The sequence below is a fragment of the Staphylococcus sp. ACRSN genome (assembly GCF_022346615.1).
GTDB lineage: Bacteria > Bacillota > Bacilli > Staphylococcales > Staphylococcaceae > Staphylococcus.
The window spans coordinates 104,442-128,131 of the sequence record NZ_JAKRNS010000006.1 but is presented as its reverse complement, the minus strand read 5'-3'; the positions used below and the strand labels follow the sequence as shown (position 1 = coordinate 128,131).

The following is a 23,690-nucleotide window of genomic DNA, read 5'->3' as shown; positions in this document are numbered from 1 at the left end:
TAGCCAAAACATTTTGTAAATATACGTAATGACACAATTAAATATAATAAAAAACCTCTTTCATTAAAATATGAAAGAGGTTTTTTACAATGTTTCGATTAAACATTTGTTTGGGTGTGCCTAAATAAATAACAATAAATAAAAAACAAAAAACGATGCACTTAAGATTTATACTTTTGTTCTGGAATAGGGAAGTATTGATATATTTCTCCACTTTCAATCGCATTGCTAATGTTTTCTAACCACTCAAAGTAAGGCAATGTGTCTATTAACTGTTGCTTAATTTGAGTGCCTTCTGCCTTAACTACTTCATCTACATCGTCTTGCTCATTGAGTTTATCAATAATTGCAATTGCTTTGTGAACAGCTTCAGTATTGATAACAATTTCTCTTCGCCATTTTCTAGGGAAGAAGCTGCTAAAGAAATTAAAAAAATCTTTTTCAGCTATAAAGTGCTGTTTGCGACTCCCACGTGTGAATTGCTGATTTACTATATCAAACTCTTGTAACCTTTTTACACCAGCACTCATACTTGGTTTACTCATTTGCAACTCTTCACGCATTTCATCTAGAGTCATACTATCTTTGAATAACATAGTACCATATAGGTTTCCAACACTACGATTAATGCCATACAAGTCCATCGTCTCACCAATTGCATTAATAAAAATATCTTTTGCAGTTTCTAAGCGATGTTCAGGTTCGTTTGATTTTACCACGACATATACCTCCTACCCATTCTTTAAAAAATTTTTATAAGGGTAAAGTTTTTATGAGAACGTATCATTAGCGCTAAATGACTGAATTATATCTCAACGCGTTTGACACCCTTTCATTTACTATGCTAACATAAAATCTATAAAATTCGTTAAATAAAAATTTAACAAACTTAACGGAGGTAATTTTAATGGAACTTGTAAGTAATTTATCTCGTCGTCAATTTATCGATGGTGAGTGGGTTGAAAGCTCAAATAAAGAAACAAGAAAAATTATTAATCCATACAATCAAGAAGTGATTTTTGAAGTTGCAGAAGGTACAGCAGAAGATAGTGAACGTGCTATTTTAGCAGCTAGACGTTCATTCGAAAGTGGTGAATGGTCTAAAGAAACAAGTGAAAATCGTGGTAAAAAAGTAAGAGCAATTTCTGATTTAATTGTTAAACATAGAGAAGAATTAGCAAAACTTGAAACGTTAGACACTGGTAAGACATTAGAAGAATCTTATGCTGATATGGACGATATTGCTAATGTATTTAATTTCTTTGCTGGATTAGCAGACAAAGATGGTGGTGAAATTGTAGATTCACCAATCCCAAATACAGAAAGTAAAATCATAAAAGAACCAATCGGTGTTGTTACTCAAATCACACCTTGGAACTACCCTTTACTACAAGCATCTTGGAAAATAGCTCCAGCATTAGCTACAGGATGTTCATTAGTAATGAAGCCAAGTGAAATTACTCCGTTAACGACAATTCGTGTATTTGAATTAATGGAAGAAGTAGGATTCCCTAAAGGCGTAATTAATTTAGTACTAGGTAAAGGTTCAGAAGTTGGTGAACCATTATCATCACATAAAGAAGTTGATTTAGTATCATTTACTGGTGGTATTCAAACTGGTAAACATATTATGAAAAATGCAGCAGATCATGTGACAAATATCGCTTTAGAGTTAGGTGGTAAAAACCCAAATATTATTTTTGAAGATGCTGACTTTGACTTAGCAGTAGATCAAGCATTAAACGGTGGTTATTTCCATGCTGGGCAAGTGTGTTCGGCAGGAGCAAGAATACTTGTTCATAACGATATCAAAGATAAATTTGAAGCTGCACTAATCGATAGAGTCAAGCGTATTAAATTAGGTAATGGATTTGATGCTGATACAGAGATGGGACCAGTGATTTCAGCTGAACACCGTGAAAAAATTGAAGGCTATATGGAAGTAGCTAAATCTGAAAATGCAACAATCGCAGTAGGCGGTAAACGTCCAGAACGCGAAGATTTACAGGATGGTTTCTTCTTTGAACCAACTGTTATTACTGATTGTGATACATCAATGCGTATTGTCCAAGAAGAAGTATTTGGACCAGTTGTTACTGTTGAAGGTTTCTCATCAGAAGAAGAAGCAATTGAACTTGCTAATGACTCTATTTATGGTTTAGCTGGTGGCGTGTTTACAAACGATATCTCTAAAGCAGAACGCGTAGTCAATCAATTGAAAATGGGTACAGTTTGGATTAATGACTTCCATCCATACTTTGCTCAAGCACCATGGGGTGGCTACAAACAATCAGGTATCGGTAGAGAACTTGGTAAAGCCGGGTTAGCTGAATATCAAGAAGAAAAACACATTTTAAGAAATACTAATCCAGAGCCTGTAAATTGGTTTGGTAAATAATACTTTTTAGAAAATATAAATATACACAAAGTAATGAATTATTTTAGGAGGCTATATAAAAATGAGAAAATCTTATGATTATATTATCATTGGTGGCGGTAGTGCTGGTTCGGTATTAGGAGGCAGATTAAGTGAAGATGCTTCGAAAAATGTGCTTGTATTAGAAGCAGGTCGTAGTGATTATCCTTGGGATTTATTAATCCAAATGCCAGCAGCATTAATGTATCCAGCTGGAAACAAATTATATGACTGGATTTATGAAACAAATGAAGAACCTCACATGGATGGACGTAAAGTTGGACATGCACGTGGTAAAGTACTTGGTGGTTCAAGTTCAATTAACGGTATGATTTATCAACGTGGTAATCCTATGGACTATGAAAAATGGGCTAAACCTGAAGGTATGGAACATTGGGATTTTGCACATTGTTTACCATATTTCAAACGATTAGAAACTACATTTGGCTCAACAAAAGATGATCCATATCGTGGTCATCATGGTCCAATTAAATTACGTCGTGGTCCAGCTACGAACCCATTATTCCAAGCGTTCTTTAATGCTGGTGTTGAAGCAGGCTATAATAAGACACCTGATGTAAATGGTTTCCGTCAAGAAGGATTTGGCCCATTTGATAGTCAAGTGCACAATGGTCGTCGTGTATCTGCATCAAGAGCATATTTACACCCAGCTATGAAACGTAATAATTTAGATGTTCAAACACGTGCATTTGTTACTAAATTGAACTTTGATGGAAATAATAAAGTTTCAGGTGTTACATTTAAGAAAAATGGTAAAGAGCATACTGTAGAAGCTAAAGAAGTCATTTTATCAGGTGGCGCGATTAATTCACCACAATTGTTACAATTATCAGGTATTGGTGATTCAGAACACTTACGTTCTCTTGGTATTGAACCACGTTTACATTTACCAGGTGTTGGTGAAAACTTTGAAGATCACTTGGAAGTTTATGTGCAACATGCATGTAAAGAACCAGTATCATTACAACCAAGTTTAAATAAATTGAAAATGCCATTTATTGGCCTACAATGGATTTTGGGGCGTAAAGGTGCAGCGGCATCTAACCACTTCGAAGGCGGCGGATTTGTACGTTCTAACGAAGATGTAGATTATCCTAACTTAATGTTCCACTTCTTGCCAATAGCGGTTAGATATGATGGTACAAAAGCACCAACAGCACATGGTTATCAAGTTCACGTAGGACCAATGTATTCTAACTCACGTGGTCACTTGAAGATTAAATCTAAAGACCCATTTGAAAAACCAAATTTCGTATTTAACTACTTATCAACAGAAGAAGATAAACGTGAATGGGTTGAAGCAATTAAAGTAGCAAGAAACATCTTAAAACAAAAAGCATTAGATCCATTTAATGGTGGAGAAATTTCACCTGGACCTGAAGTGCAAACAGATGAAGAAATCATTGAATGGGTAAAACGTGATGGTGAAACAGCATTACATCCATCATGTAGTTGTAAAATGGGACCTAAATCTGATGAATTATCAGTTGTAGATCCAGATACATTCAAAGTACATGGTATGGAAAACCTACGTGTCGTAGATGCATCTGTAATGCCACGTACGACAAATGGTAACATCCATTCACCAGTTTTAATGATGGCTGAAAGAGCTGCAGATATCATTAGAGGTAAAAAATCATTAGATCCAGAATACGTTGATTTTTATCGTCATGGTGTACATGATAAAGACGCTGGAACAATTAAATAATCATATATAGTCTTATTAAGCAGTGAGCATCACGTTATAAATAACGTGCTCGCTGCTTTTTTGTATAAATGAATAAATTAAAGATTTTATATACCAATACTTAGATGAATTATATAAAGTTGATCTTTTTATAAAATGATTGACGTGAAAAATGCCCTTAAATGAATTTTTAAACTCATTTAAGGGCTATTGTTAATAGTAATATATTTTAGGTTTTTCTGTTATCTAACGAGCTATTATTTCAACTTGAAATTAGATTATTATTTTTATAATACTCCCAAACAGTACTATTCATTTTCTATTAAAGCGAATTTGTCATCTAATATTGTGAGTGCATCATCAATTAAGGCACTTTGAGCAATTAAGTTTTGTTGATGTGATTTAAGAATTTCTATTCTAGACTGTTTTGTAGATGGTCCTTGTTCATAAAGCTCAGCTATTTTCTTAATTTGAACAATAGGCATATGTGTTTGGCGCATACATTTTACAAACTCAATCCAATAAAGATCTGTTTCTGAAAAATTCCTGTTTCCATGCGCATCACGTGCGATAAATGGAAATAAACCAGATTTATCATAATATCTAATTGTATGAGTGCTGATACCTATTTTTTCAGCTGCATGTTTTACATTCATTGTTTATGCTCCTATATTTTGTATCCATTTAGTTACAATTAAACACAATGTAACATTTTTATTTTTTATGATTCAGTCAATGATTTAATCAAAGTATCATGATTGTCTTCTACTGTTGCGGTAAATCCGAATTTACTTTCTAATTCGGTAACAAGTTGTGTGACGTCAGTGTAGTCAATTGAGTTAACATTTTCAATACTTAAGCCAATTGCTTTAATGTCATCATGATATAAATGATTTTCATGCGATAGTTCTATTAGGTACTCTGCAAGCTGATTCACATATTCAGATGGTTCTAGACGTACAGTTTGTTGATCAATGATTTCACCTTTACCGTCAATGATACTTAATTGCGTATTAGGATTTAAAAAATCTGCTACAAAATATTGCATCTTTAAAACCTCCATTTATCTTGTCGTATAACCACCATTTGCAAATAGCGTTTGTCCATTAATCCACCATCCCTCTAAAGTTAAAAACTTAACGATTGGTGCAATATCTTCAATCTGTGTGAGTTGATTGTGTAATGCTTGTGATTTATGGAAGGCGATTGCATCGTTTGTTTCTTGTGGATAAAAGAAAGGTGTATCCATAGGGCCAGGTGCAACGTTGTTCACTGAAATACCACGTGCCATATACTCTTTTGATGCGGCTCTTGTGTAATGTTCTAACGGTGCTTTCTCACCCGCATAAGTCGAGTACAAGCCAGTATATGCTGCTAATAGTGATGTCGAAATTGAAATTATTTTGCCGTCATTATTCATATACTGTTCAGCATATTTGATAAAAAAGTAGGCCTGTTTGGCATTGATAGCTTGCATTGTGTCAAAATCCTCTTCACTTGTATCTGCAATTGGTTGTTTTAATACTTTACCCACTGTATTGATGGCGATATCAATTTTTCCAAAAGTTTTTTCAGCAAATTTAAATAATGCATCTATATTATCAACTTTTGTTAAATCTCCAGAAAATATTGCACCAGTCCCTCCAAGTTCTGTTACTTTACTTAAAGTTTCTTTCGCCTCTGTCAAACTCTTACTATTGTGATGATGAATAATAATTTGAGCGCCTTCTATTGCGTAAGTTTCACTTAGCAGACGTCCTAAATTTTTAGCACCGCCAGTGATGACAACGACCTTTTGTTTTAATGAAATGAATTTACCCATAATATATACCTCCTAAGATTGATAGTTTTAAATTACACCTTAGAGTGCGCTATCAAGCAAGGGAAAATTAAGTAAATATAAAAAAACACTGATATTAAGGAACATATTGTTCCAAAATACCAGTGGTCCTTTTAACTGAATAGTAATAAAAGCACTATTTTTTAATTAAGTCGGAGATTGCTTTTGAAGATTGACCAATCTCTAATGAACAGAAGTCATTATAAAATTTATCAATTTTCCCTTTATAATCGTTAGTAATTTTATCTAGATTTTGTAAATCATCTGCTAATTGGTAAGCATCTTTATAGATTGGACCAGGCAAATCATTGTGGAAATCTAAGTAAAATCCACGTAAATCTTGATCATATTTATCTAAATCATATGCAAAGAAAATTTGTGGTCGCTTTAAAACACCAAAGTCAAACATTACTGATGAATAATCTGTAATTAAACAATCAGACACTAAGTACAGTTCTGAGATGTCACTATAGTTAGAAACATCAATTGCAAAGTCTTCATAGCCACGTAAGTCTAAGGCATTTGAGATAAGATAATGCATTCTTAGTAAAATGACGTATTCGTCACCGAGTTTTTGTTGTAGATTATCTAAATCAATTTTTAAATCGAATAAATATTTGCCTTTCTTAACAAATTCATCATCTCTCCAAGTTGGTGCATACATGATTACTTTTTTATCTTCTGGAAGATTTAAGTTTTCTTTAATTTGTTGAATAAACGCTTCGTCATTCGCACGGTTTACCAAGACATCATTTCTAGGGTAACCAATTTCTAAGATTTTTTCAGGTGGCATCCAAAACGCTGTTTCGAAAATTTTAGATGAGTAAGCATTTGGTGATACAAGATAATCCCAACGATTCGTTTCTTCTCTAAAATTACGTTTATAATTATCAGTTGTTGTGCCAGGCATACGAACGACTTTCATATCATTTGCAAGTCGTTTTAAAGGTGTACCATGCCAAGTTTGTATATAAACTTGATTAGGTTTTTTATTTAAATAGAGTGGTAATCTAGCATTAGATACCCAATATTTAGATCTAGAATAGGCATCATAGTATGCAGCCGAACCTTTTTTAACCTTTTTAGCTGGACCTGGTAAAAAGACTTTGTCTGGATTTTTAAATACCCAAATAAATTCAAGGTGAGGATAATGCTTCATCATATATTCGTATATATATTTAGGACTATCACTGTAATTTTTACCGCCAAATGATTCGAATACTATCGTTCTATCGCTAACTTTATCAATATTATCTGTCAGTTGATAGTGGGCGCGATTTTTATTCTTTCTTTTTAGTAATACGCTTTTCAGTAATCTTGTATTTTTACGGATACGGTTTACTTTAAATGCGTTGTTACGTTTGTTTAGCATTAAGAATAGCATTTCAATTATAAACAATGGTTTTTCGTTTTTGAAAATAGTTGGGAATAATGAACGTGCTACTTTAGGCAATAATTCACTATGTTGTTCATAACGTTCAGGTGTCTTTCTTAATGAAGGCTCAAATGAATGTTTCATTAAATTCTTCATTTTATTTTTTATAAATGTTTTATTTTCTTTAGTAGGTGCACGTTTTACTGAATCACTAAAACTGTAAACATAATCATTAAAGATAACACCGAATTCTTGTTTTGATAATGTTGGTTTTAAGAATGGGTCGTAAACTTCCCCTTTAATATAGAATGGGAAGCGGCTAACACGTACAAATTTATTTGCGTATTTTATAAATTCTAAGACGAATGACCAATCAATAAATATATTTAAGTCTTCATTAAACTGTAAATTATGTCCTTGAGCAATAGCAGTCTTAAAGACAATGTTACATACCGAATGTTTTCTTAAAAATTGATTAGACTTTTCTTTCGCATCTAAGTAACTAACTCTTACAAGATTTTGGTCCACATATTGTGGTATATCAAGTGTAAATGAGTGAATAGGTGCAATTAACGCATCGAAATGATTTAAATGCTTCATATAGAAAGATAGTGCGTAAGAAGCTAAGTAATCATCTGAATCGACAAAGATGAAGTATGGTGCTTCTATCGATTTCATCGCGACGTTTCTTGCGTAAGCATGACCCATGTTTTGTTCTAAATTAATTTCTTTTACAGTTATATCCCAATCTTTAAGCAATTGTGAAGCTAGTGTTTGAGATTGATCTGTTGAGCCATCATTTACTAAAATTAACTCGAAATCTTGGAATCTTTGGTGTTTGAGACTATTTAGACATCGTTCTATATAATCTTCTGAGTTGTAATAAGTTACTATAACGGATATAGACTTCATTGTTTTACCTCTTTTTCAATTTTTTTCTTAATTTTATATAAGGTAGAATGTAACAAAAAGTAAGGTTGAATTTCAAATATTAACTTACTCTAGTCTTACCTTATAATTGAATAATAGAACTATTCATATATTAAGAAATATGTTTTGTAGTCGTTATATTTTGGTTTGACTTAGTATTTGAATTATATCATGTAATGTAAATTTTTAAGATACGATTAGATAGAATTTGATATATGTCAAAAAACTACCTCTCTTATTTTACTATAAAAATTTAATATATCTAGTGATTAAAGGAAATTCTAGGTAATTTTTAAGAAATATTATTTATATATTAATTTTAGTGTTAAAAAATAAGAATGAAATATACAACAATGTTTTGTGTTATATGATTTGTATTCAATCTAAATTGAATAGTCAGTAAAATTGTAATTTTTAAGTTAGTGATTAAGTTTAAAACATATTATTGAAAGTAGTGATTAAATGACAATAAGGTTAGCGGAAAATATTGAATATAAAAAGATTAATAAAATTGTACCTGAATTATTTAAAGAAGCGATAACTACAAACATACAAATATCGGACGCAGAACTCAGACAACTTTCAGTAAATTTAGTAGAAAAGGGAGCGAAATATTTAGTATGGATGGATACTAAAAACAATCTGATAAAAGGTTTTTTATTATTTGAAATAAAGTTTGATTATTTATCGCAAACTAACTATGGCTTTATATATGAATTATTTATACTCGAGCCCTTTAGAAGGCAAGGTGGAGCTAGTAAATTGATGAATCATATTCAACAGTTTTTACTAGAAAAAGGTATAGAAACGATAAAGTTAAATGTATTTTCTAACAATGAAGCATTTCAATTCTATAAAAGTCTGGGGTTTGTAGAGGAACAAATTACTATGTCATTGCGTATTAAGTGATTGATTATTAAAGTTAAAAAATAAGTATTATTTATTAGAAATAATTTAAATGAAAAATGTTGCTTAGACATAAGATGTTAAAGACTTTAATTTTTAGAAAAATCAAAATAATTTAAAAATCATATTGATAACGCTTTCAAAAAGAGTAGAATTTCTATTGATTTAAGTGTTTAACATAGGGGGAGCAAGATGAAAAATTATAGATACTTTATTATAACGATGATTATCATAATGACGATGATTAATTATGTCGATCGTGGTGCAATATCTTATGCACAAGAAGATATTATTAAAGAATTTGGTTTTGATAATATTGCTTGGGGTGCAATTTTAGGCTATTTTGGTTACGGCTATATGCTAGGATCACTTTTTGGGGGTATTACAGCAGATAAAAAGGGTCCAAAGTTTGTATGGCTAGTCGCTGGTACACTTTGGTCATTCTTTGAGATTGGCATGGCATTTGCGGGTGAAATAGGTATGGCACTTTTTGGAGGATCTGCTATTGCAGGATTTGGATTAATGCGTGTACTCTTTGGTGTTTCAGAAGGGCCAATATTTTCAACAATTAGTAAAACAAATGCCAATTGGGCCGCTCCAAAAGAACGTGGCTTGCTTTCTGCGCTTGGTCTCATTGGCGTACCACTTGGTGCATTAATCACAGCACCAATCGTATCAGGGTTTTTGACAATTTCAACGTGGCGCGTGTTATTTATTATACTAGGGGTAATCGGTTTAATTTGGATTATCGTTTGGTATAAAGTGTTTACAGATTATCCGGAAGACAATGAACATGTATCTAAAGCAGAATTAGATTCAATTCGCTCTACGGAAATGACTGTTGCAGGTGAAAAAACTGTAGAAACAGAGCAAAATGCGCATGAAAAATGGTATCATTTCTTTAAAAGTCCTACGTTGGTTTTTAATATGATTGGGTATTTTGGGTTCCAATACATAAACTTTTTAATTCTTACATGGACGCCAAAATATCTACAAGATGAATATCATTTTGAAATCCACTCACTTTGGTATTTAGGTATGATTCCGTGGATTGGTGCATGTTTTACTGCCTATTTTGGTGGGAAGCTATCTGACTGGTTACGTTACAAAACGGGCAGTTTGCGTATTGCTAGATCAGGTCTTGCTATTTTTGGTATGACTCTAGCAGCAATCTGTTTCTTAATTATTCCAACAACGAATAATATTGCTTGGATACTGTTTTTAATGATGTTAGGTAATGCATGTATCTTTTTACCAAATGCTGTCTATTGGGCTGTTATTATTGATACAGCGCCTAGAAAGACAGGTACATATGGGGGGATGACACATTTCTTCGTCAATTCTGCTACTATTATTGCACCAACCTTAACAGGTGTCTTGGTAACATCGTATGGTTATTCATCTATGTTTATTTCAGCAGTGATTGCTGCAGTAATTGGAATAATTGCTATGTGCTTTGTCAAACCAGGTATTAAGAAAATAAATATTAAGACTTAAATGTAATACGAATATATTTATAAATAAAGATGTGCATTTCTAATAATGAAATGCACATTTTTATATTTTAGCTTTGTATTATTTAATAGCAAAAAAGAATATTAGTTATCTTATAAACAGATGATTTGTAATTCGTAATAAATTGAGTATAATTTGATTTTGTAAAAAATAATTAAGGAGTATTAAAAAATGATTAATAATAATTTTGAAGATGTAGTTTTAAATAGAAAATCGGTTAAAGTATTTGATGAAAGTGTTAAAATTCCGCAAGCAGAAATGGATGAAATAATACAAAAAGCAACGAAGGCACCTTCTTCAGTAAACATGCAACCTTGGCGTTTCTTAGTAGTAGAAAGTGACGAAGGTAAAGATACATTACGACCACTTATTCGTTTTAATACTAGACAAAATGATACATCTGCAGCAATGGTAGTTATTTTTGGTGATATGCAAAACTATGAGCACGGAGAAGAAATTTATAATAGTGCAGTAGAACATGGTATGATGCCAGAAGATGTTAAAGATGAAATGTTAGCGAAAGTATTACCGTATTATAAAAGTTTATCAAAAGAAGAAATGAATGACATTATTAAAATTGATAGCAGTTTAGCTGCAATGCAATTTATGTTAGTAGCAAGAGCATATGGCTATGATACAAATCCAATTGGTGGTTTTGAACGTGATCAAATCGCTGAAGCATTTGATTTAGATCCAGAACGCTATGAACCAGTTATGATTGTAGCAGTTGGAAAAGAAAAAAATCCAGGGCATGACTCTTATAGACTACCTGTAGATACAGTGACTCGTCACGTATAAATATAATTATTAAAATTTAAATCCCTTAACAATTAGAGACCGATGATAATGGCTAATATTGGATGAATTTAATCCAACTATTAACTGTATGATTCGATAACTAGTTATTAAGGGATTTTCTGTATATATCGCTAAATTGTAAAATGAAAATTGAAGTTGTAATTATGCATAATTCATGATTTTTTTGTATAACATTAAATTATTAAGCTATATGAATAAATTAGCTTGTAACTCGTTTTGCTAAGTCAGTAATATAATCGAAAAACATATCGTGTTCTACATGGTAAACAACCGATAGAGGACGACCGTGTTGTTCGTCAATATATGTCTTGCCTTGACTAGGACCGTCTGTATATACAGATGCGTATACAGTTTTTTGTTTAACGAGTTCTGGCAATCCTGTATAAGCTGTTGTTAATACATCCCATAAAAAGTAGGTTGAATTAGTTTGAAAATGTGTCAAAGGTGGTACTGCAGCATAACTTACACCTAAGAAGTCAACACCAGTATAGTGCCGTTCATTTGCCCAAGCTTGTCTTACATTTCTGGTTATTGGAACTTGATTTGTACTTTCAAGTGCAATCATGTCTATTTTAATATCTGTATCAAAAACAGTTTTTACAGCTTCTGGATCCCAAAAAGCATTCCATTCTGCAGTGCCATCATGTTCTGGTTCCTCAACATTCCCCTTAGATAAGAACGTACCGCCCATCCACACTAAACGTTCAATTTTTTGTGAAATATTAGGCTCTACAGTCAATGCCTTGGCAAGGTCTGTTAATGGTCCAGTGAATAATAAAGTAATGTGCTCAGTAGCATGAGTTAATTTTTCAATTATATCTTCATAGGCATGGTGATTTAAAATATTAGATTTTGATTCTACATGTTCATTTAATATTGGCAATGCATCCATAAAGAAAGCATGCATGCGCCAGTCTTTTGGAAATGGATTTTTTCCTCGTTCTTTAGATATAGAGACATCAATTGGATAATGTGAGAAGCGGTTGATAATTTTTTGTGACGCACTTACGGCCGGTTCAACATAACTATCTGCACCAATTGCACTAACGCCTATAAGATTGATATCTTCCATTTGAAGAAGTAAGAATAAAGATACTAAATCATCTACACCACCATCGTGATTGAAATATACATGTTTCATGTTATAGAAACCTCCATTTTATTTTATATGGTACACATTATAGCAGATATATTTTTGATACATTTTTTATAAATGAATTTTGTGTAACGAATATCAATGGAAAAGAATATATTTAATGAAAGTGTAAATTGTTTATTAATTTGTGCATAGGCTATTTAAAATAAAGTACGTGTACAATTTAAGGGGTGTTTTTAAGTGAAATTTAAAAGAGAAAAAGTAAATAGGGTAGATACAAATCAAACTAAAAAAAGTGTGATTGCCACAGGTGTAGGTAATGCTATAGAGTGGTTTGACTTTGGTTTATACGCACAACTTGCTGTAATACTAAGTGCGAATTTCTTTGGTAATTTACCATCAGAAATGCAAATTATTTCAACATTTGCTGTATTTGCCTTCGCATTTATTGTGCGCCCAATTGGGGGTATCTTTTTCAGTCATTTGGGAGATAAATATGGGCGTAAAATCGTTCTATCTACTACAATTTTATTAATGGCAGCATCAACACTTGTGTTAGGTTTACTGCCAACACAAGAGCAAATTGGTATTTGGGCTCCGATATTATTATTACTAGTTCGAATGGTACAATCATTTTCAACTGGTGGGGAATATGCAGGCGCAATGACTTATATTGCAGAAACTGCTCCTGATAAAACGAGAGGTAAATTAGGAAGTGGGTTGGAAATTGGTACTTTAATAGGAAATATCATGGCAGCTGTCTTGGTTGGTGCGATGTATACCTTTTTAAATGATCAACAAATGTCAGATTGGGGATGGCGTATACCATTTATTCTTGCCGCACCTTTTGGTATTGTTGGTATTATTTTACGTTCTAGTTTGGATGAAAGCCCAGCATATGAATCTACATTAGAAGAACAAGAGGAATTAGAATATTCATATTTAGATATATTTAAATACTACTGGAAAGATATTATTGTATGTTTCACAGGTGTTGCATTTTTAAATGTTGCAAATTATATGGTTCTTTCATTTATGCCTTCATTTTTAAATAAGACAATCAATTTAGGTGGTGCAATGGGGTCCGTGTTAAGTACATTGACAATGGTAGTAATGATACCAGCAGTATTCTTTTTTGGTTGGTATAGCGATAAAGTGGGTAATAAAAGAACTATCCTCTTTGGTCTAACAGGTTTTAGTTTATTTTCAATATTTGCATTTTGGTTGATGAGTATCCCGGTCTTACCGGTAATCATTGTTGGTCTACTGATTATCGCTTGTTTTATGGCAACATTTGAAGGTGTTATGCCCTCATTATTACCTAGTATGTTCCATACAAAAGTCAGATTAAGAACGTTGTCATTGGTTTATAACATAGGTGCTGCTATATTTGGTGGACTAACACCATTTATATTATCCACATTAGTAGAAACGACAGGACAAGAAATTGCACCTTCCTATTATTTAATGTTTATAAATGTCATTGGACTTATCATATTTGTAACGATGTTTAAATCAACTTCCAATAAGTCATTAAAAGGTTCATATCCAAATGTTGAAACTGAAAAGGAATATGAGGAAGTGGTTAGTAATCCAAAAGAAGCACTATGGTGGGAAGAAGAAAACAAACTCAATAAGTAATTAGTTAGACGGTACAGTTATTTATCTATTTAATAAGTAAAAAAGGATAATTAAATACAAAAAAATAAGCTTATTTTGAAATTTTATATTTGAGTAACATTATAAAACGGTGATTTTAGTGAGATAAAATCACTTAAATCCATATTTAACAATTATTTATGTAAAAATACATTAAAAAGTAAAATATGTAACAAATTCTTTGTGTTTTAGGGTTAAATCGAACTTGAACCATTGGTGTGACAAGGATTGTAGCGTGTTTGAAACTTTTGTTGTTATGAAGGAGAATATACTATTTATGAATAAATGAGTAACATCGATGAAAAATGCTCCATCGACTTTATATAGTGACCGGAAAGCCGATAAGTTGCGTTCTATCTTTATGCAATTATAGCTTAAAAAACGAATTAATATGCAATATTATGCAATTATTACTGGTTAGAATGTTGATTTGACTTGAATTTTAATATGCGTATAATAACAACATATACAAGAAAGTGTATACATTGTACATTTGCCTTGATATGAATATAAAACGATGAATAGTAGGAGTTTTTATGGGAAAACAGAAAAAGAGTGAAAAAATTAATTTGTCGCAGCTTGTACTATTAGGGCTTGGATCGCTAATTGGTTCAGGTTGGTTATTTGGTGCATGGGAAGCGTCTTCTATCGCTGGCCCAGCTGCAATTATTTCATGGATTATAGGTTTTGTAGTTATAGGCTCTATAGCATATAACTATATTGAAATTGGTACAATGTTTCCACAATCAGGTGGGATGAGTAACTATGCCCAATATACACATGGCTCTTTACTTGGGTTTATTGCCGCATGGGCAAACTGGGTATCACTAGTTACAATCATTCCAATTGAAGCTGTTTCAGCAGTTCAATACATGAGCTCTTGGCCTTGGGAGTGGGCAAAATTTACGAGTGGTTTAATGAAGGATGGTTCAATCAGTAACTCTGGTTTACTTACGGTATTCGTGATTATAATTATCTTTTCTCTATTAAACTATTGGTCAGTTAAATTGCTTACATCATTTACGAGCTTAATTTCGGTATTTAAACTTGGTGTACCATTATTGACAATTATTATGTTAATGATTTCTGGATTTGATGCTGGTAACTACGGTCATTCACCTGGACAATTTATGCCATATGGTTCAGCACCAATTTTTGCCGCAACAACAGCATCTGGTATCATCTTCTCATTTAATGCATTCCAAACTATCATTAATATGGGGTCAGAAATTCAAAAACCTGAGAAGAATATCGCGCGAGGCATTGCAATTTCACTTACATTAAGTGCAGTGCTTTATATCGTATTACAAAGTACATTTATCACATCTATGCCGCAAGACATGATACATTCAAAAGGATGGAGTGGAATTAATTTCAACTCACCATTTGCTGATATGGCCATTCTACTTGGATTAAACTGGTTAGCTATCTTACTTTATATAGAAGCAGTTGTTTCGCCATTTGGTACAGGTGTATCATTTGTTGCTGTTACAGGTCGTGTATTACGTGCAATGGAGAAAAATGGACATATTCCTAAATTCTTAGGCAAAATGAATGATAAATATAAAATTCCACGTGTTGCAATTGTTTTTAATGCAATTATTAGTATGGTAATGGTATCACTATTTAGAGATTGGGCAGTATTAGCTAGTGTAATCTCTACAGCAACGTTAGTGGCATACTTAACTGGTCCAACCACAGTCATATCGTTACGTAAAATGGCTCCTAAAATGCATAGACCATTTCGTGCGAATATGTTGAGATTTATGGCGCCATTTTCATTTGTATTAGCGTCACTAGCGATTTATTGGGCTATGTGGCCAACGACAGCTGAAGTAATATTTATTATCATTTTAGGTCTGCCAATCTATTTCTTCTATGAATATAAGATGAATTGGAAAAATACGAAAAAACAAATCGGCGGTAGTTTATGGATTATTTTATACTTAATTATTCTTGCCTTCTTATCATTTATAGGTAGTAAAGAATTTAATGGTATGAATTGGATTCATTACCCATATGACTTTGTTGTAATTGTTATCGTCGCATTAATCTTTTATAAAATTGGTACAACAAGCTACTTCGAAAGTGTGTACTTTAAACGTGCGAAAAAAATTAACAAAGATATGAGTCAGAATTTAAAAGAAGAACAAAAGTTAGAAAATCAAGAATAAACATTGATAACTATTAATAGAACAAACTGGACTATTTATGCACCAGTTTGTTCTTTTTTATTTCCCTATAAGGGTGAATTTTTTGGCTTATTAATTGATATGAAAAAATAAAAAATATTGTTTGTGAAATATGCAAAATAAATACATTTTATTAATCTTGTTGGTTTAAAGCGTAGTAAGTGTTGAAGTGATTTTTAAAAAACTAAAAATACGGTAATGTGGTTAAATAAAAGAATTAACTTATGCAGTTTTTTTAAAAATAATCTTTGACTAATTAACAATATCAGTGTATTATTTTGAATATTAATTCAATTTCAGGAATAAATATAAAGGAATGAGGGTTAAAATGAACGATTTATTTGAATTAACAGATCGATACAGTTCTAATAATTATAGTCCATTAAAATTAGCTTTAACTAAAGGTAAGGGAGCTAAAGTTTGGGATGTAGACGGAAATAGCTATATTGATTGTGTATCAGGATTTTCAGTCGTTAACCATGGTCATTGTCATCCTAAAATTATTAAAGCTTTCCAAGAGCAAAGTGAAAAAATCACCATGGTATCAAGAGCACTTTACAGTGACAATTTAGGTGAATGGGAAGAAAAAATTTGTAGGCTTTCAAATAAAGAAAAAGTTTTACCGATGAATACAGGTACTGAAGCCATTGAGACAGCAATTAAGATTGCTAGAAAGTGGGGAACAGATGTAAAAGGTATTTCAGAAGGTAAGCCTGAAATCATTGCGATGAATGGAAATTTTCATGGGCGTACATTAGGTGCTCTTTCATTGTCTTCACAAGAGAGCTATAAAAAAGGATTTACACCTTTATTAGATAATATGCATACAATTGATTATGGTGATGTGACACATCTGAAATCATTGATCAATGAAAATACAGCAGCAATCATCTTAGAACCTATTCAAGGTGAAGGTGGCGTCAATATACCGCCTGAGTATTTTATTCAGGAAGTACGTAATTTATGTAATGAACATAATATCTTACTTATTGCTGATGAAATACAAGTTGGCTTAGGACGTACAGGTAAACTCTTTGCTATGGAATGGGAGAATGTAGAACCAGATGTCTATTTACTAGGTAAGTCACTAGGTGGCGGTCTTTATCCTATCTCGGCAGTACTTGCTAATGCTGATATTATGGGCGTCTTAACACCAGGTACACATGGTTCCACATTTGGAGGTAATCCTCTTGCATGTGCAGTTTCCAGTGAAGCTTTAGATGTATTAATTGATGAAAAATTAATTGAAAGATCAGCAGAATTAGGACAAAAATTGCTGAATCAATTACAAATTATTGATAGTAAACTAATAGTAGATGTCAGAGGTAGGGGATTATTTATCGGAATCGAACTTAACGAACCAGCACAACCGTATTGTTTGGAAATGATTGAACAAGGCGTGTTATGTAAGGAAACGCAAAGTAATATTATTAGAATTTCACCGCCATTAGTAATAGATGAGGAAGAAATAGCTACAGTAGCAAAAGTGATAACTGAAGTATTAGAAAAAGGAAATAAATAATACCATTAAAAGTGCGAATATTCAGAAAGGAATGAACGTTATGATAGAAGTTGGGATTGTAGGAGGAAGTGGATATGGTGCGGTCGAATTAATTCGATTATTGGCACAACATCCGCAAGTAAAAATTAAATATATTTTTTCACATTCAAAGGTTGATGAGCCGATTAGTAAGACATTTCCTCACTTAAATCACATAACACATCATTACGAAGCGTTAAATAATGAAGCTATATCATGTGATGTCGTATTTTTTGCAACACCTTCAAATGTGAGTAAACACATAGCACCTCAATTAGTAGAACAAGGTATTAAAGTCATTGATTTATCAGGTGATTTTAGATTGAAGGATAGGGATGTGTATCAACAATTTTATGGTGAAGCAGCTGCATCACAACAACAATTAGATAATGCAGATTATAGTATTGCTGAGTGGACAGAAATTCAACGAAATGAAGTGAACTTAATTGCAAATCCAGGTTGTTTCCCTACGGCAACATTATTGGCATTACATCCAGTCATAGATGAAGAAATGATTGATACAGATTCAATCATCATCGATGCAAAGACAGGTGTTTCAGGAGCAGGTAGGTCACTCTCACAAAACGTCCACTATTCCGAGATGAATGAAAACTTTAGCGCTTATGGTATTGGAAAACATAAACATAAACCGGAAATTGAACAGTATTTAACTAAAGTAGCTAATAAAAATATCAATGTTATTTTCACACCTCATCTTGTTCCGATGACAAGAGGTATCTTATCGACGATTTACGTCAAATTAAAACAACCACTTACAAGTGAAGCTTTACAGGCAACATACAAGAAATATTATGATGATAAACCATTTGTTCGGGTGAGAGATTTGGGTGAATATCCAAAGACAAAAGAAGTATATGCAAGTAACTTCTGTGATATTGGTTTATATGTTGATGAAACTCAACAAACAGCTGTAATTGTTTCAGTCATTGATAATTTAGTTAAAGGCGCAAGTGGTCAAGCAATACAGAATTTAAATTTAATGTTCGGATTAGAAGAAACAACTGGATTAAATCAATCACCAGTATACCCATAAAAAAGAAGGAGAGATACTATGAAAGATATTGAAACAATAGATATATTAGATCAACTGAATGTAGATTTACAAGGTGATGTTAGTTCTCCTTCCGGATTTGTAGCTGGTGGATTTCACGTTGGATTAAGAAAAAAACGTAAAGATTTTGGATGGATTTATTCTGAAAATGAGGCAGCAGCAGCGGGTGTTTATACATTAAATCGTTTTAAAGCAGCACCTTTACAAGTAACGGAAGCATGTATTAATAATAATCAAACACTACAAGCAATTGTTGTAAATTCAGCAAATGCAAACGCATGTACTGGTGAAAAAGGGTTACAAGATGCTAAAGATACTCAAACGTGGGTAGCGGAACAATTAAATTTGCCTGCACATAATGTTGGTGTGGCTTCAACCGGTGTCATTGGTTCATTTTTACCTATGGATAAAATTAAATATGGTACGCAAAATGTGATGAAAGATGGCTTTAACCAAGGCGATTTCTTTAGTGAGGCAATTTTAACGACAGATACGATGACGAAACACCTTTCAGTTCAAGTTGAAATTGATGGTGAGACTGTAACGATAGGTGGAACGGCTAAAGGTTCTGGCATGATTCATCCAAATATGGCAACAATGCTAGGTTTTGTAACGACAGATGCTAACATAGAAAGTATTGATTTGACGACCGCTTTGAAACAATCGGTTGACCAATCATTTAATATGATTACGGTAGATGGTGATACAAGTACGAATGACATGGTTCTATTTATGGCAAATGGACAAGCTAAAAACAATGCGCTTACACCTGCGCACTCAGAATGGCACAAATTTAATTATGCTTTGAATTTTGTAACGCAGTATCTTGCCAAAGCGATAGCGAAAGATGGCGAAGGTGCAACAAAATTAGTTACAGCGAAAGTTAAAGGTGCAGTTGATTCAGAAGAAGCAAGAATGATAGCTAAGAGTATCGTTTCTTCGAACCTCGTTAAATCAGCTATACATGGAGAAGATGCAAACTTTGGTAGAATTATCACAGCAATAGGTTATGCTTCCCAAAATGTTGAGCCACACGAAACTTATGTGACTTTAGCAGAAGTGCCAGTTGTAGCAGAAGGAATGGCACTTGAATTTGATGAATTACAGCTAAAAGAACAACTTGAAGCTGATACCATTGAAATTGAAGTTAATGTAGGATCTGGCGAAGGTGAAGCAGCAGCATATGGTTGTGACTTATCATATGATTATATCCGAATTAATGCTTCATATAGAACATAAGGGGAGTTGGCATAGTGAGTTATATTGTTATAAAAATAGGCGGCAGTACATTAACACACTTACATGAATCAATTATTGAAGATATTATCACATTAAAAAAACAAGGTTATAAACCCATTATCGTTCATGGGGGTGGACCATTTATAAACAAAGCATTAGAAAATGAAGGTGTTGCACCTAAATTTGAAGATGGATTACGCGTGACAACAGAAACCGTATTGTCTGTGACCAGCCAAACACTGATTGGACAAGTTAACCCACAACTCGTCAGTAAGATGAATCATAATAGTAATATAAGTATAGGAATAAATGGTATTGATGGGAAACTTTTTGATATTAATCCACTCAGTGAAAAGTATGGTTTTGTAGGTGAACCGATTGATATGAATACAGAATTTTTTCAACATTTAACTAATCATTTTATACCAGTCTTAGCTTCTATCGGTATTAAACAAGATACGAGACAATTATATAATATTAATGCAGATACATTGGCATATAAGGTCGCTCAAGCGTTAACAGCACCAATTTATTTATTAAGTGATATTCCGGGTGTAATTATTGATAAAGAAGTGCAATTAAAGTTAAACGCTGAAAGCATTCAATATTTTATTGATAAAGAAGATATATATGGTGGTATGATTCCAAAAGTTCAAGATGCAGTGGAAGCCATTGAACTAGGTTGTCAAAAAGTAGTAATTGCAGCTGGGAATGAACCACATGTGATAGACAAATTGGTGAAAGGCGCTAAAGTCGGTACAACGATACAACGTTAAAGTAGCTATTAATTTGTAGATTTATTAAATAAAACAGAAGACAAAAGATAACTTGAAAAAAGCGTTCAAAACATATTCAAATTGAATAGTATGTTTTGAACGCTTTTTATTTATGAGTATGACTAATGACTATAGTACGCTAATCTCAATATGGATTGAACTATAATCTAGGGTATATTAATATCTGATTATTTTTTGACGTATGTTGTTAATAACTCAATGTAAAAGTCGATAAATTTAAAATACATTGCTTTTTCCACACGTTCATTTACTTGATGTGGTTCACTGCCTGGCCCAAATACAAGGAATGGGAACGATTCATCTTTACCACGTAAAAGGTTTGATGCATCAGTTACACCACCAATTGGAGACGCAAGTAAATCTTTATTGAACATGCGATCGCCAATAGACTTAGCAGATTCGATTAAACCATTTTGTCCAGTTGTAAGTACGGGTTCTAAATCTAGGTATAAATCACTTTCTAAATGTGCACCTTGATTATTATGTTTTGCTATAGTATCCGCAAACAATGATTTAACTTGATCATTATTATACTCTGGTATTGTTCGGATATTAAAATCTGCATCGGCTGACTCAGGTACGGAGTTCACTTGGACACCGCCTTGTATTAATGTATTACTTATAACAAGACCTTTTAAGACATCTTCAATTTCATCTTTATTGATAGATGATGGCAATGATGTACTGAATTTCTGTAAGAGATTTGTAAAATCTAATGACTCACCTTTAACCTCTTTTGAAATTCTAGCATATGCTTCATCTATATCTTGGATGAATTCTATTAATGGTTTAATCGCATTGACGCCAATTATTGGCATGGAACTATGTGCAGATTTACCTGTTGATTTGATTTTATAATCCATAGAACCTTTATGTGCATAAACAAGCATGTCCTGACAAGGTTCAGCGATAACTAAAGCTTCTACATCATCCATATAGCCTTTTTCATAGAGTTGTTGGGAACCAAGTTGTTCCATTTCTTCGCCAGTAGTGGCTAGGAATCGAATACGGCCATTTTTTAATGCATTAGAATGCTTTATTTCGATTAATGCAATAGCTAAAGCTGCAAGTCCTGATTTCATATCTGCCGCACCGCGACCGTATAAAAAGCCATCTTCCTCAGTTAACTTGAATGGATCATATTTCCATTGATCTCGATTACCTTCCGAAACGACGTCCATGTGACCAGATATACCGATAACCGGACCACTTTCACCAATTTCAGCAATTAAATTTGCACGACGTTCGTCTACTTTATCAATTTTTGCTTCAATGCCATGTTCCGCGAATAATTTTTGCAAATACTCGCAAATCTCAATTTCATTATCATTTACTGTATTAATCTCTACAATATCAGATAATATTTGCACTTTTTCCTCATTTGAAAATGTGCTCATAATATACCACTCCTTTTACAAACTATATAAATTATACATCCGTATTATTATTTTGATAAGAAAAATGCTTATGATTAAATTGCAAATCATATTTAAGATGATGTAATTTAATAATTTTTCTTAATTATATTTAAAAAGAGTTAGGTATTTGTTTAATATAACAATTAAATATTGTCTGCATAATATTTCGGAAAGTGTAAGGTAATGATAAAAGTCATACATAGTAAGTTTTAAAGTGAGTGCAATTTCCATTGATTCTTAGTGTTATAAGATAGTTGAAATTGCTCTGTTGTTATTGTGATTGGAAATGCCAAGGACATTTTATCTGAAAATAGCCATTTTCTTTGTTCTGGCGTGATTAGGATGTAGTTTTCATCCTTTGCATCGCCCACAAAGTTTAACTCTCTTGGATTGAACTTTGTATCGTTGTGAGTGCTTACGTTATAGTTTAACAGTGCTTCATATAGTGTTGTTGAATCGTTACATACAAAACTCATTTCACTAATTCTAGAAAATTCAGGTTCATCAGTTATATTGGTTGCTCTAGCGATTAATTCAACGATGTTACCAGAAGGGTCGTTAAAGTACATTGAATGTGCAATAAAAGACTCATAGTAAACAGAATGTTTACCTTCTTCCATTAATAAAAACAATATATTTTGAAAATGTTGCTTCATGTCGTAGAAGTAATTATATGGTATATCAATTGCAAAATGATAATAAGGTTGCATTAATTCATTAGTACGTTGGAATACTAAAGTAGATTCCCCAATTTCTACATTAAAACAGTCCTCATTTATCTTTTGTACTGGACATTCTAGTATTTCATCATAAAATTGCATCGTTTCAGTAAAATTTGATGTTAGTAAAGTGATTTGTTCAAATTTCATAGGATCCCCCATCCATTCCCTTAAGTTTAAACAATATATGATTCTAATTTTAACTGTACTGTAACAGATTAATAAAAAAGATGATAATATTAAGAATTTATTTTGTGAATTCAAAAATATTTAAGAGAAGTATGTAATTTAATGAGTAATAAATTAGTATTATGGCAACGGATACATACATGATATAGCTACTTTTTAAAACGTAAAATTCAAGTGATTATAGAAAATGCCAAAATGTAAAACGAAAATAAATGAAAATAAACGAAAATAAATTTGCATTGTTAGAAAAAATGAAATAA

At 32.4% G+C, this 23,690-nt stretch carries 19 protein-coding genes; 11 read left to right on the top strand and 8 right to left on the bottom strand.

All coding sequences use genetic code 11. The annotated features are described in order from the left end of the window. Positions 1-161: 161 nt before the first annotated feature. Positions 162-719: a choline uptake/conversion transcriptional regulator CudC gene (gene cudC, locus MHZ36_RS07470; protein ID WP_239230785.1), complete on the bottom strand. Its 558-nt coding sequence runs from the start codon at positions 717-719 to the stop codon at positions 162-164. 188 nt (positions 720-907) lie between these two features. Here cudC and betB point away from each other — a divergent pair, with 188 nt between their 5' ends. Beyond that, positions 908-2,398, top strand: a complete 1,491-nt coding sequence (gene betB / locus MHZ36_RS07465) for a betaine-aldehyde dehydrogenase (protein WP_239230783.1) — start codon at positions 908-910, stop codon at positions 2,396-2,398. A 61-nt stretch (positions 2,399-2,459) separates the two neighbouring features. Then, positions 2,460-4,145 (top strand): choline dehydrogenase, encoded by a 1,686-nt coding sequence (gene betA / locus MHZ36_RS07460; protein ID WP_239230781.1) that lies wholly within the window; start codon positions 2,460-2,462, stop codon positions 4,143-4,145. Between the two features lie 287 nt (positions 4,146-4,432). Here betA and MHZ36_RS07455 read toward each other — a convergent pair whose 3' ends face one another. The 4 genes from MHZ36_RS07455 to MHZ36_RS07440 all read right to left on the bottom strand — a co-directional run bounded on the left by MHZ36_RS07455 (position 4,433) and on the right by MHZ36_RS07440 (position 8,251). Then, positions 4,433-4,780 carry a MerR family transcriptional regulator gene (locus MHZ36_RS07455; RefSeq protein WP_239230779.1) on the bottom strand — a complete coding sequence of 116 codons (348 nt, stop codon included), beginning with the start codon at positions 4,778-4,780 and terminating at the stop codon, positions 4,433-4,435. A gap of 65 nt (positions 4,781-4,845) precedes the next feature. After that, the gene (locus MHZ36_RS07450) at positions 4,846-5,172 is read right to left on the bottom strand and encodes a protein kinase family protein (RefSeq protein ID WP_239230777.1); all 327 of its coding nucleotides are present in this window, start codon (positions 5,170-5,172) and stop codon (positions 4,846-4,848) included. A 15-nt stretch (positions 5,173-5,187) separates the two neighbouring features. Beyond that, the gene (locus MHZ36_RS07445; protein WP_239230775.1) at positions 5,188-5,946 is read right to left on the bottom strand and encodes an SDR family oxidoreductase; all 759 of its coding nucleotides are present in this window, start codon (positions 5,944-5,946) and stop codon (positions 5,188-5,190) included. A gap of 154 nt (positions 5,947-6,100) precedes the next feature. After that, positions 6,101-8,251, bottom strand: a complete 2,151-nt coding sequence (locus tag MHZ36_RS07440) for a bifunctional glycosyltransferase/CDP-glycerol:glycerophosphate glycerophosphotransferase (protein WP_239230774.1) — start codon at positions 8,249-8,251, stop codon at positions 6,101-6,103. A gap of 480 nt (positions 8,252-8,731) precedes the next feature. Here MHZ36_RS07440 and MHZ36_RS07435 point away from each other — a divergent pair, with 480 nt between their 5' ends. From MHZ36_RS07435 to MHZ36_RS07425, 3 genes are all read left to right on the top strand, one after another. Continuing rightward, positions 8,732-9,178, top strand: coding sequence for a GNAT family N-acetyltransferase (locus MHZ36_RS07435; RefSeq protein WP_239230772.1), 447 nt, complete (start codon positions 8,732-8,734; stop codon positions 9,176-9,178). A 189-nt stretch (positions 9,179-9,367) separates the two neighbouring features. Beyond that, the gene (locus MHZ36_RS07430) at positions 9,368-10,672 is read left to right on the top strand and encodes an MFS transporter (protein ID WP_239230771.1); all 1,305 of its coding nucleotides are present in this window, start codon (positions 9,368-9,370) and stop codon (positions 10,670-10,672) included. Positions 10,673-10,861: 189 nt separating this feature from the next. Beyond that, positions 10,862-11,488, top strand: a complete 627-nt coding sequence (locus tag MHZ36_RS07425; protein ID WP_239230768.1) for a nitroreductase family protein — start codon at positions 10,862-10,864, stop codon at positions 11,486-11,488. 220 nt (positions 11,489-11,708) lie between these two features. Here MHZ36_RS07425 and MHZ36_RS07420 read toward each other — a convergent pair whose 3' ends face one another. Continuing rightward, positions 11,709-12,650, bottom strand: a complete 942-nt coding sequence (locus tag MHZ36_RS07420; RefSeq protein WP_239230766.1) for a nucleoside hydrolase — start codon at positions 12,648-12,650, stop codon at positions 11,709-11,711. A gap of 195 nt (positions 12,651-12,845) precedes the next feature. Here MHZ36_RS07420 and MHZ36_RS07415 point away from each other — a divergent pair, with 195 nt between their 5' ends. The 6 genes from MHZ36_RS07415 to argB all read left to right on the top strand — a co-directional run bounded on the left by MHZ36_RS07415 (position 12,846) and on the right by argB (position 21,083). Continuing rightward, positions 12,846-14,246: an MFS transporter gene (locus tag MHZ36_RS07415; RefSeq protein ID WP_239230763.1), complete on the top strand. Its 1,401-nt coding sequence runs from the start codon at positions 12,846-12,848 to the stop codon at positions 14,244-14,246. A 554-nt stretch (positions 14,247-14,800) separates the two neighbouring features. Further along, on the top strand, positions 14,801-16,438 hold the full coding sequence (locus tag MHZ36_RS07410; protein WP_239230761.1) for an APC family permease: 1,638 nt from the start codon (positions 14,801-14,803) through the stop codon (positions 16,436-16,438). A gap of 346 nt (positions 16,439-16,784) precedes the next feature. Further along, positions 16,785-17,978, top strand: coding sequence for an ornithine--oxo-acid transaminase (gene rocD / locus MHZ36_RS07405; protein ID WP_239230759.1), 1,194 nt, complete (start codon positions 16,785-16,787; stop codon positions 17,976-17,978). A 40-nt stretch (positions 17,979-18,018) separates the two neighbouring features. Then, on the top strand, positions 18,019-19,050 hold the full coding sequence (gene argC / locus MHZ36_RS07400; protein WP_239230757.1) for an N-acetyl-gamma-glutamyl-phosphate reductase: 1,032 nt from the start codon (positions 18,019-18,021) through the stop codon (positions 19,048-19,050). An 18-nt stretch (positions 19,051-19,068) separates the two neighbouring features. After that, positions 19,069-20,307, top strand: coding sequence for a bifunctional glutamate N-acetyltransferase/amino-acid acetyltransferase ArgJ (gene argJ, locus MHZ36_RS07395; RefSeq protein ID WP_239230756.1), 1,239 nt, complete (start codon positions 19,069-19,071; stop codon positions 20,305-20,307). 14 nt (positions 20,308-20,321) lie between these two features. After that, positions 20,322-21,083 carry an acetylglutamate kinase gene (gene argB, locus MHZ36_RS07390; RefSeq protein WP_239230754.1) on the top strand — a complete coding sequence of 254 codons (762 nt, stop codon included), beginning with the start codon at positions 20,322-20,324 and terminating at the stop codon, positions 21,081-21,083. 188 nt (positions 21,084-21,271) lie between these two features. On the opposite strand, the gene MHZ36_RS07385 is transcribed toward argB, so the two are convergent. Both MHZ36_RS07385 and MHZ36_RS07380 read right to left on the bottom strand, forming a co-directional pair. Further along, the gene (locus MHZ36_RS07385; protein WP_239230752.1) at positions 21,272-22,501 is read right to left on the bottom strand and encodes an ArgE/DapE family deacylase; all 1,230 of its coding nucleotides are present in this window, start codon (positions 22,499-22,501) and stop codon (positions 21,272-21,274) included. A gap of 230 nt (positions 22,502-22,731) precedes the next feature. Then, a complete protein-coding gene (locus MHZ36_RS07380) occupies positions 22,732-23,391 on the bottom strand; it encodes a hypothetical protein (RefSeq protein ID WP_239230750.1) in 660 nt (219 codons plus the stop codon). Positions 23,392-23,690: the final 299 nt, after the last annotated feature.

What these genes read in the sequence shown, in the direction of transcription:
- betB (WP_239230783.1), top strand. Translation starts at nt 908, where the DNA reads ATGGAACTTGTAAGTAATTTATCTCGTCGTCAATTTATCGATGGTGAG.
- betA (WP_239230781.1), top strand. Translation starts at nt 2,460, where the DNA reads ATGAGAAAATCTTATGATTATATTATCATTGGTGGCGGTAGTGCTGGT.
- MHZ36_RS07455 (WP_239230779.1), bottom strand. Translation starts at nt 4,780, where the DNA reads ATGAATGTAAAACATGCAGCTGAAAAAATAGGTATCAGCACTCATACA.
- MHZ36_RS07450 (WP_239230777.1), bottom strand. Translation starts at nt 5,172, where the DNA reads ATGCAATATTTTGTAGCAGATTTTTTAAATCCTAATACGCAATTAAGT.
- MHZ36_RS07445 (WP_239230775.1), bottom strand. Translation starts at nt 5,946, where the DNA reads ATGGGTAAATTCATTTCATTAAAACAAAAGGTCGTTGTCATCACTGGC.
- MHZ36_RS07440 (WP_239230774.1), bottom strand. Translation starts at nt 8,251, where the DNA reads ATGAAGTCTATATCCGTTATAGTAACTTATTACAACTCAGAAGATTAT.
- MHZ36_RS07435 (WP_239230772.1), top strand. Translation starts at nt 8,732, where the DNA reads ATGACAATAAGGTTAGCGGAAAATATTGAATATAAAAAGATTAATAAA.
- MHZ36_RS07430 (WP_239230771.1), top strand. Translation starts at nt 9,368, where the DNA reads ATGAAAAATTATAGATACTTTATTATAACGATGATTATCATAATGACG.
- MHZ36_RS07425 (WP_239230768.1), top strand. Translation starts at nt 10,862, where the DNA reads ATGATTAATAATAATTTTGAAGATGTAGTTTTAAATAGAAAATCGGTT.
- MHZ36_RS07420 (WP_239230766.1), bottom strand. Translation starts at nt 12,650, where the DNA reads ATGAAACATGTATATTTCAATCACGATGGTGGTGTAGATGATTTAGTA.
- MHZ36_RS07410 (WP_239230761.1), top strand. Translation starts at nt 14,801, where the DNA reads ATGGGAAAACAGAAAAAGAGTGAAAAAATTAATTTGTCGCAGCTTGTA.
- rocD (WP_239230759.1), top strand. Translation starts at nt 16,785, where the DNA reads ATGAACGATTTATTTGAATTAACAGATCGATACAGTTCTAATAATTAT.
- argC (WP_239230757.1), top strand. Translation starts at nt 18,019, where the DNA reads ATGATAGAAGTTGGGATTGTAGGAGGAAGTGGATATGGTGCGGTCGAA.
- argJ (WP_239230756.1), top strand. Translation starts at nt 19,069, where the DNA reads ATGAAAGATATTGAAACAATAGATATATTAGATCAACTGAATGTAGAT.
- MHZ36_RS07385 (WP_239230752.1), bottom strand. Translation starts at nt 22,501, where the DNA reads ATGAGCACATTTTCAAATGAGGAAAAAGTGCAAATATTATCTGATATT.
- MHZ36_RS07380 (WP_239230750.1), bottom strand. Translation starts at nt 23,391, where the DNA reads ATGAAATTTGAACAAATCACTTTACTAACATCAAATTTTACTGAAACG.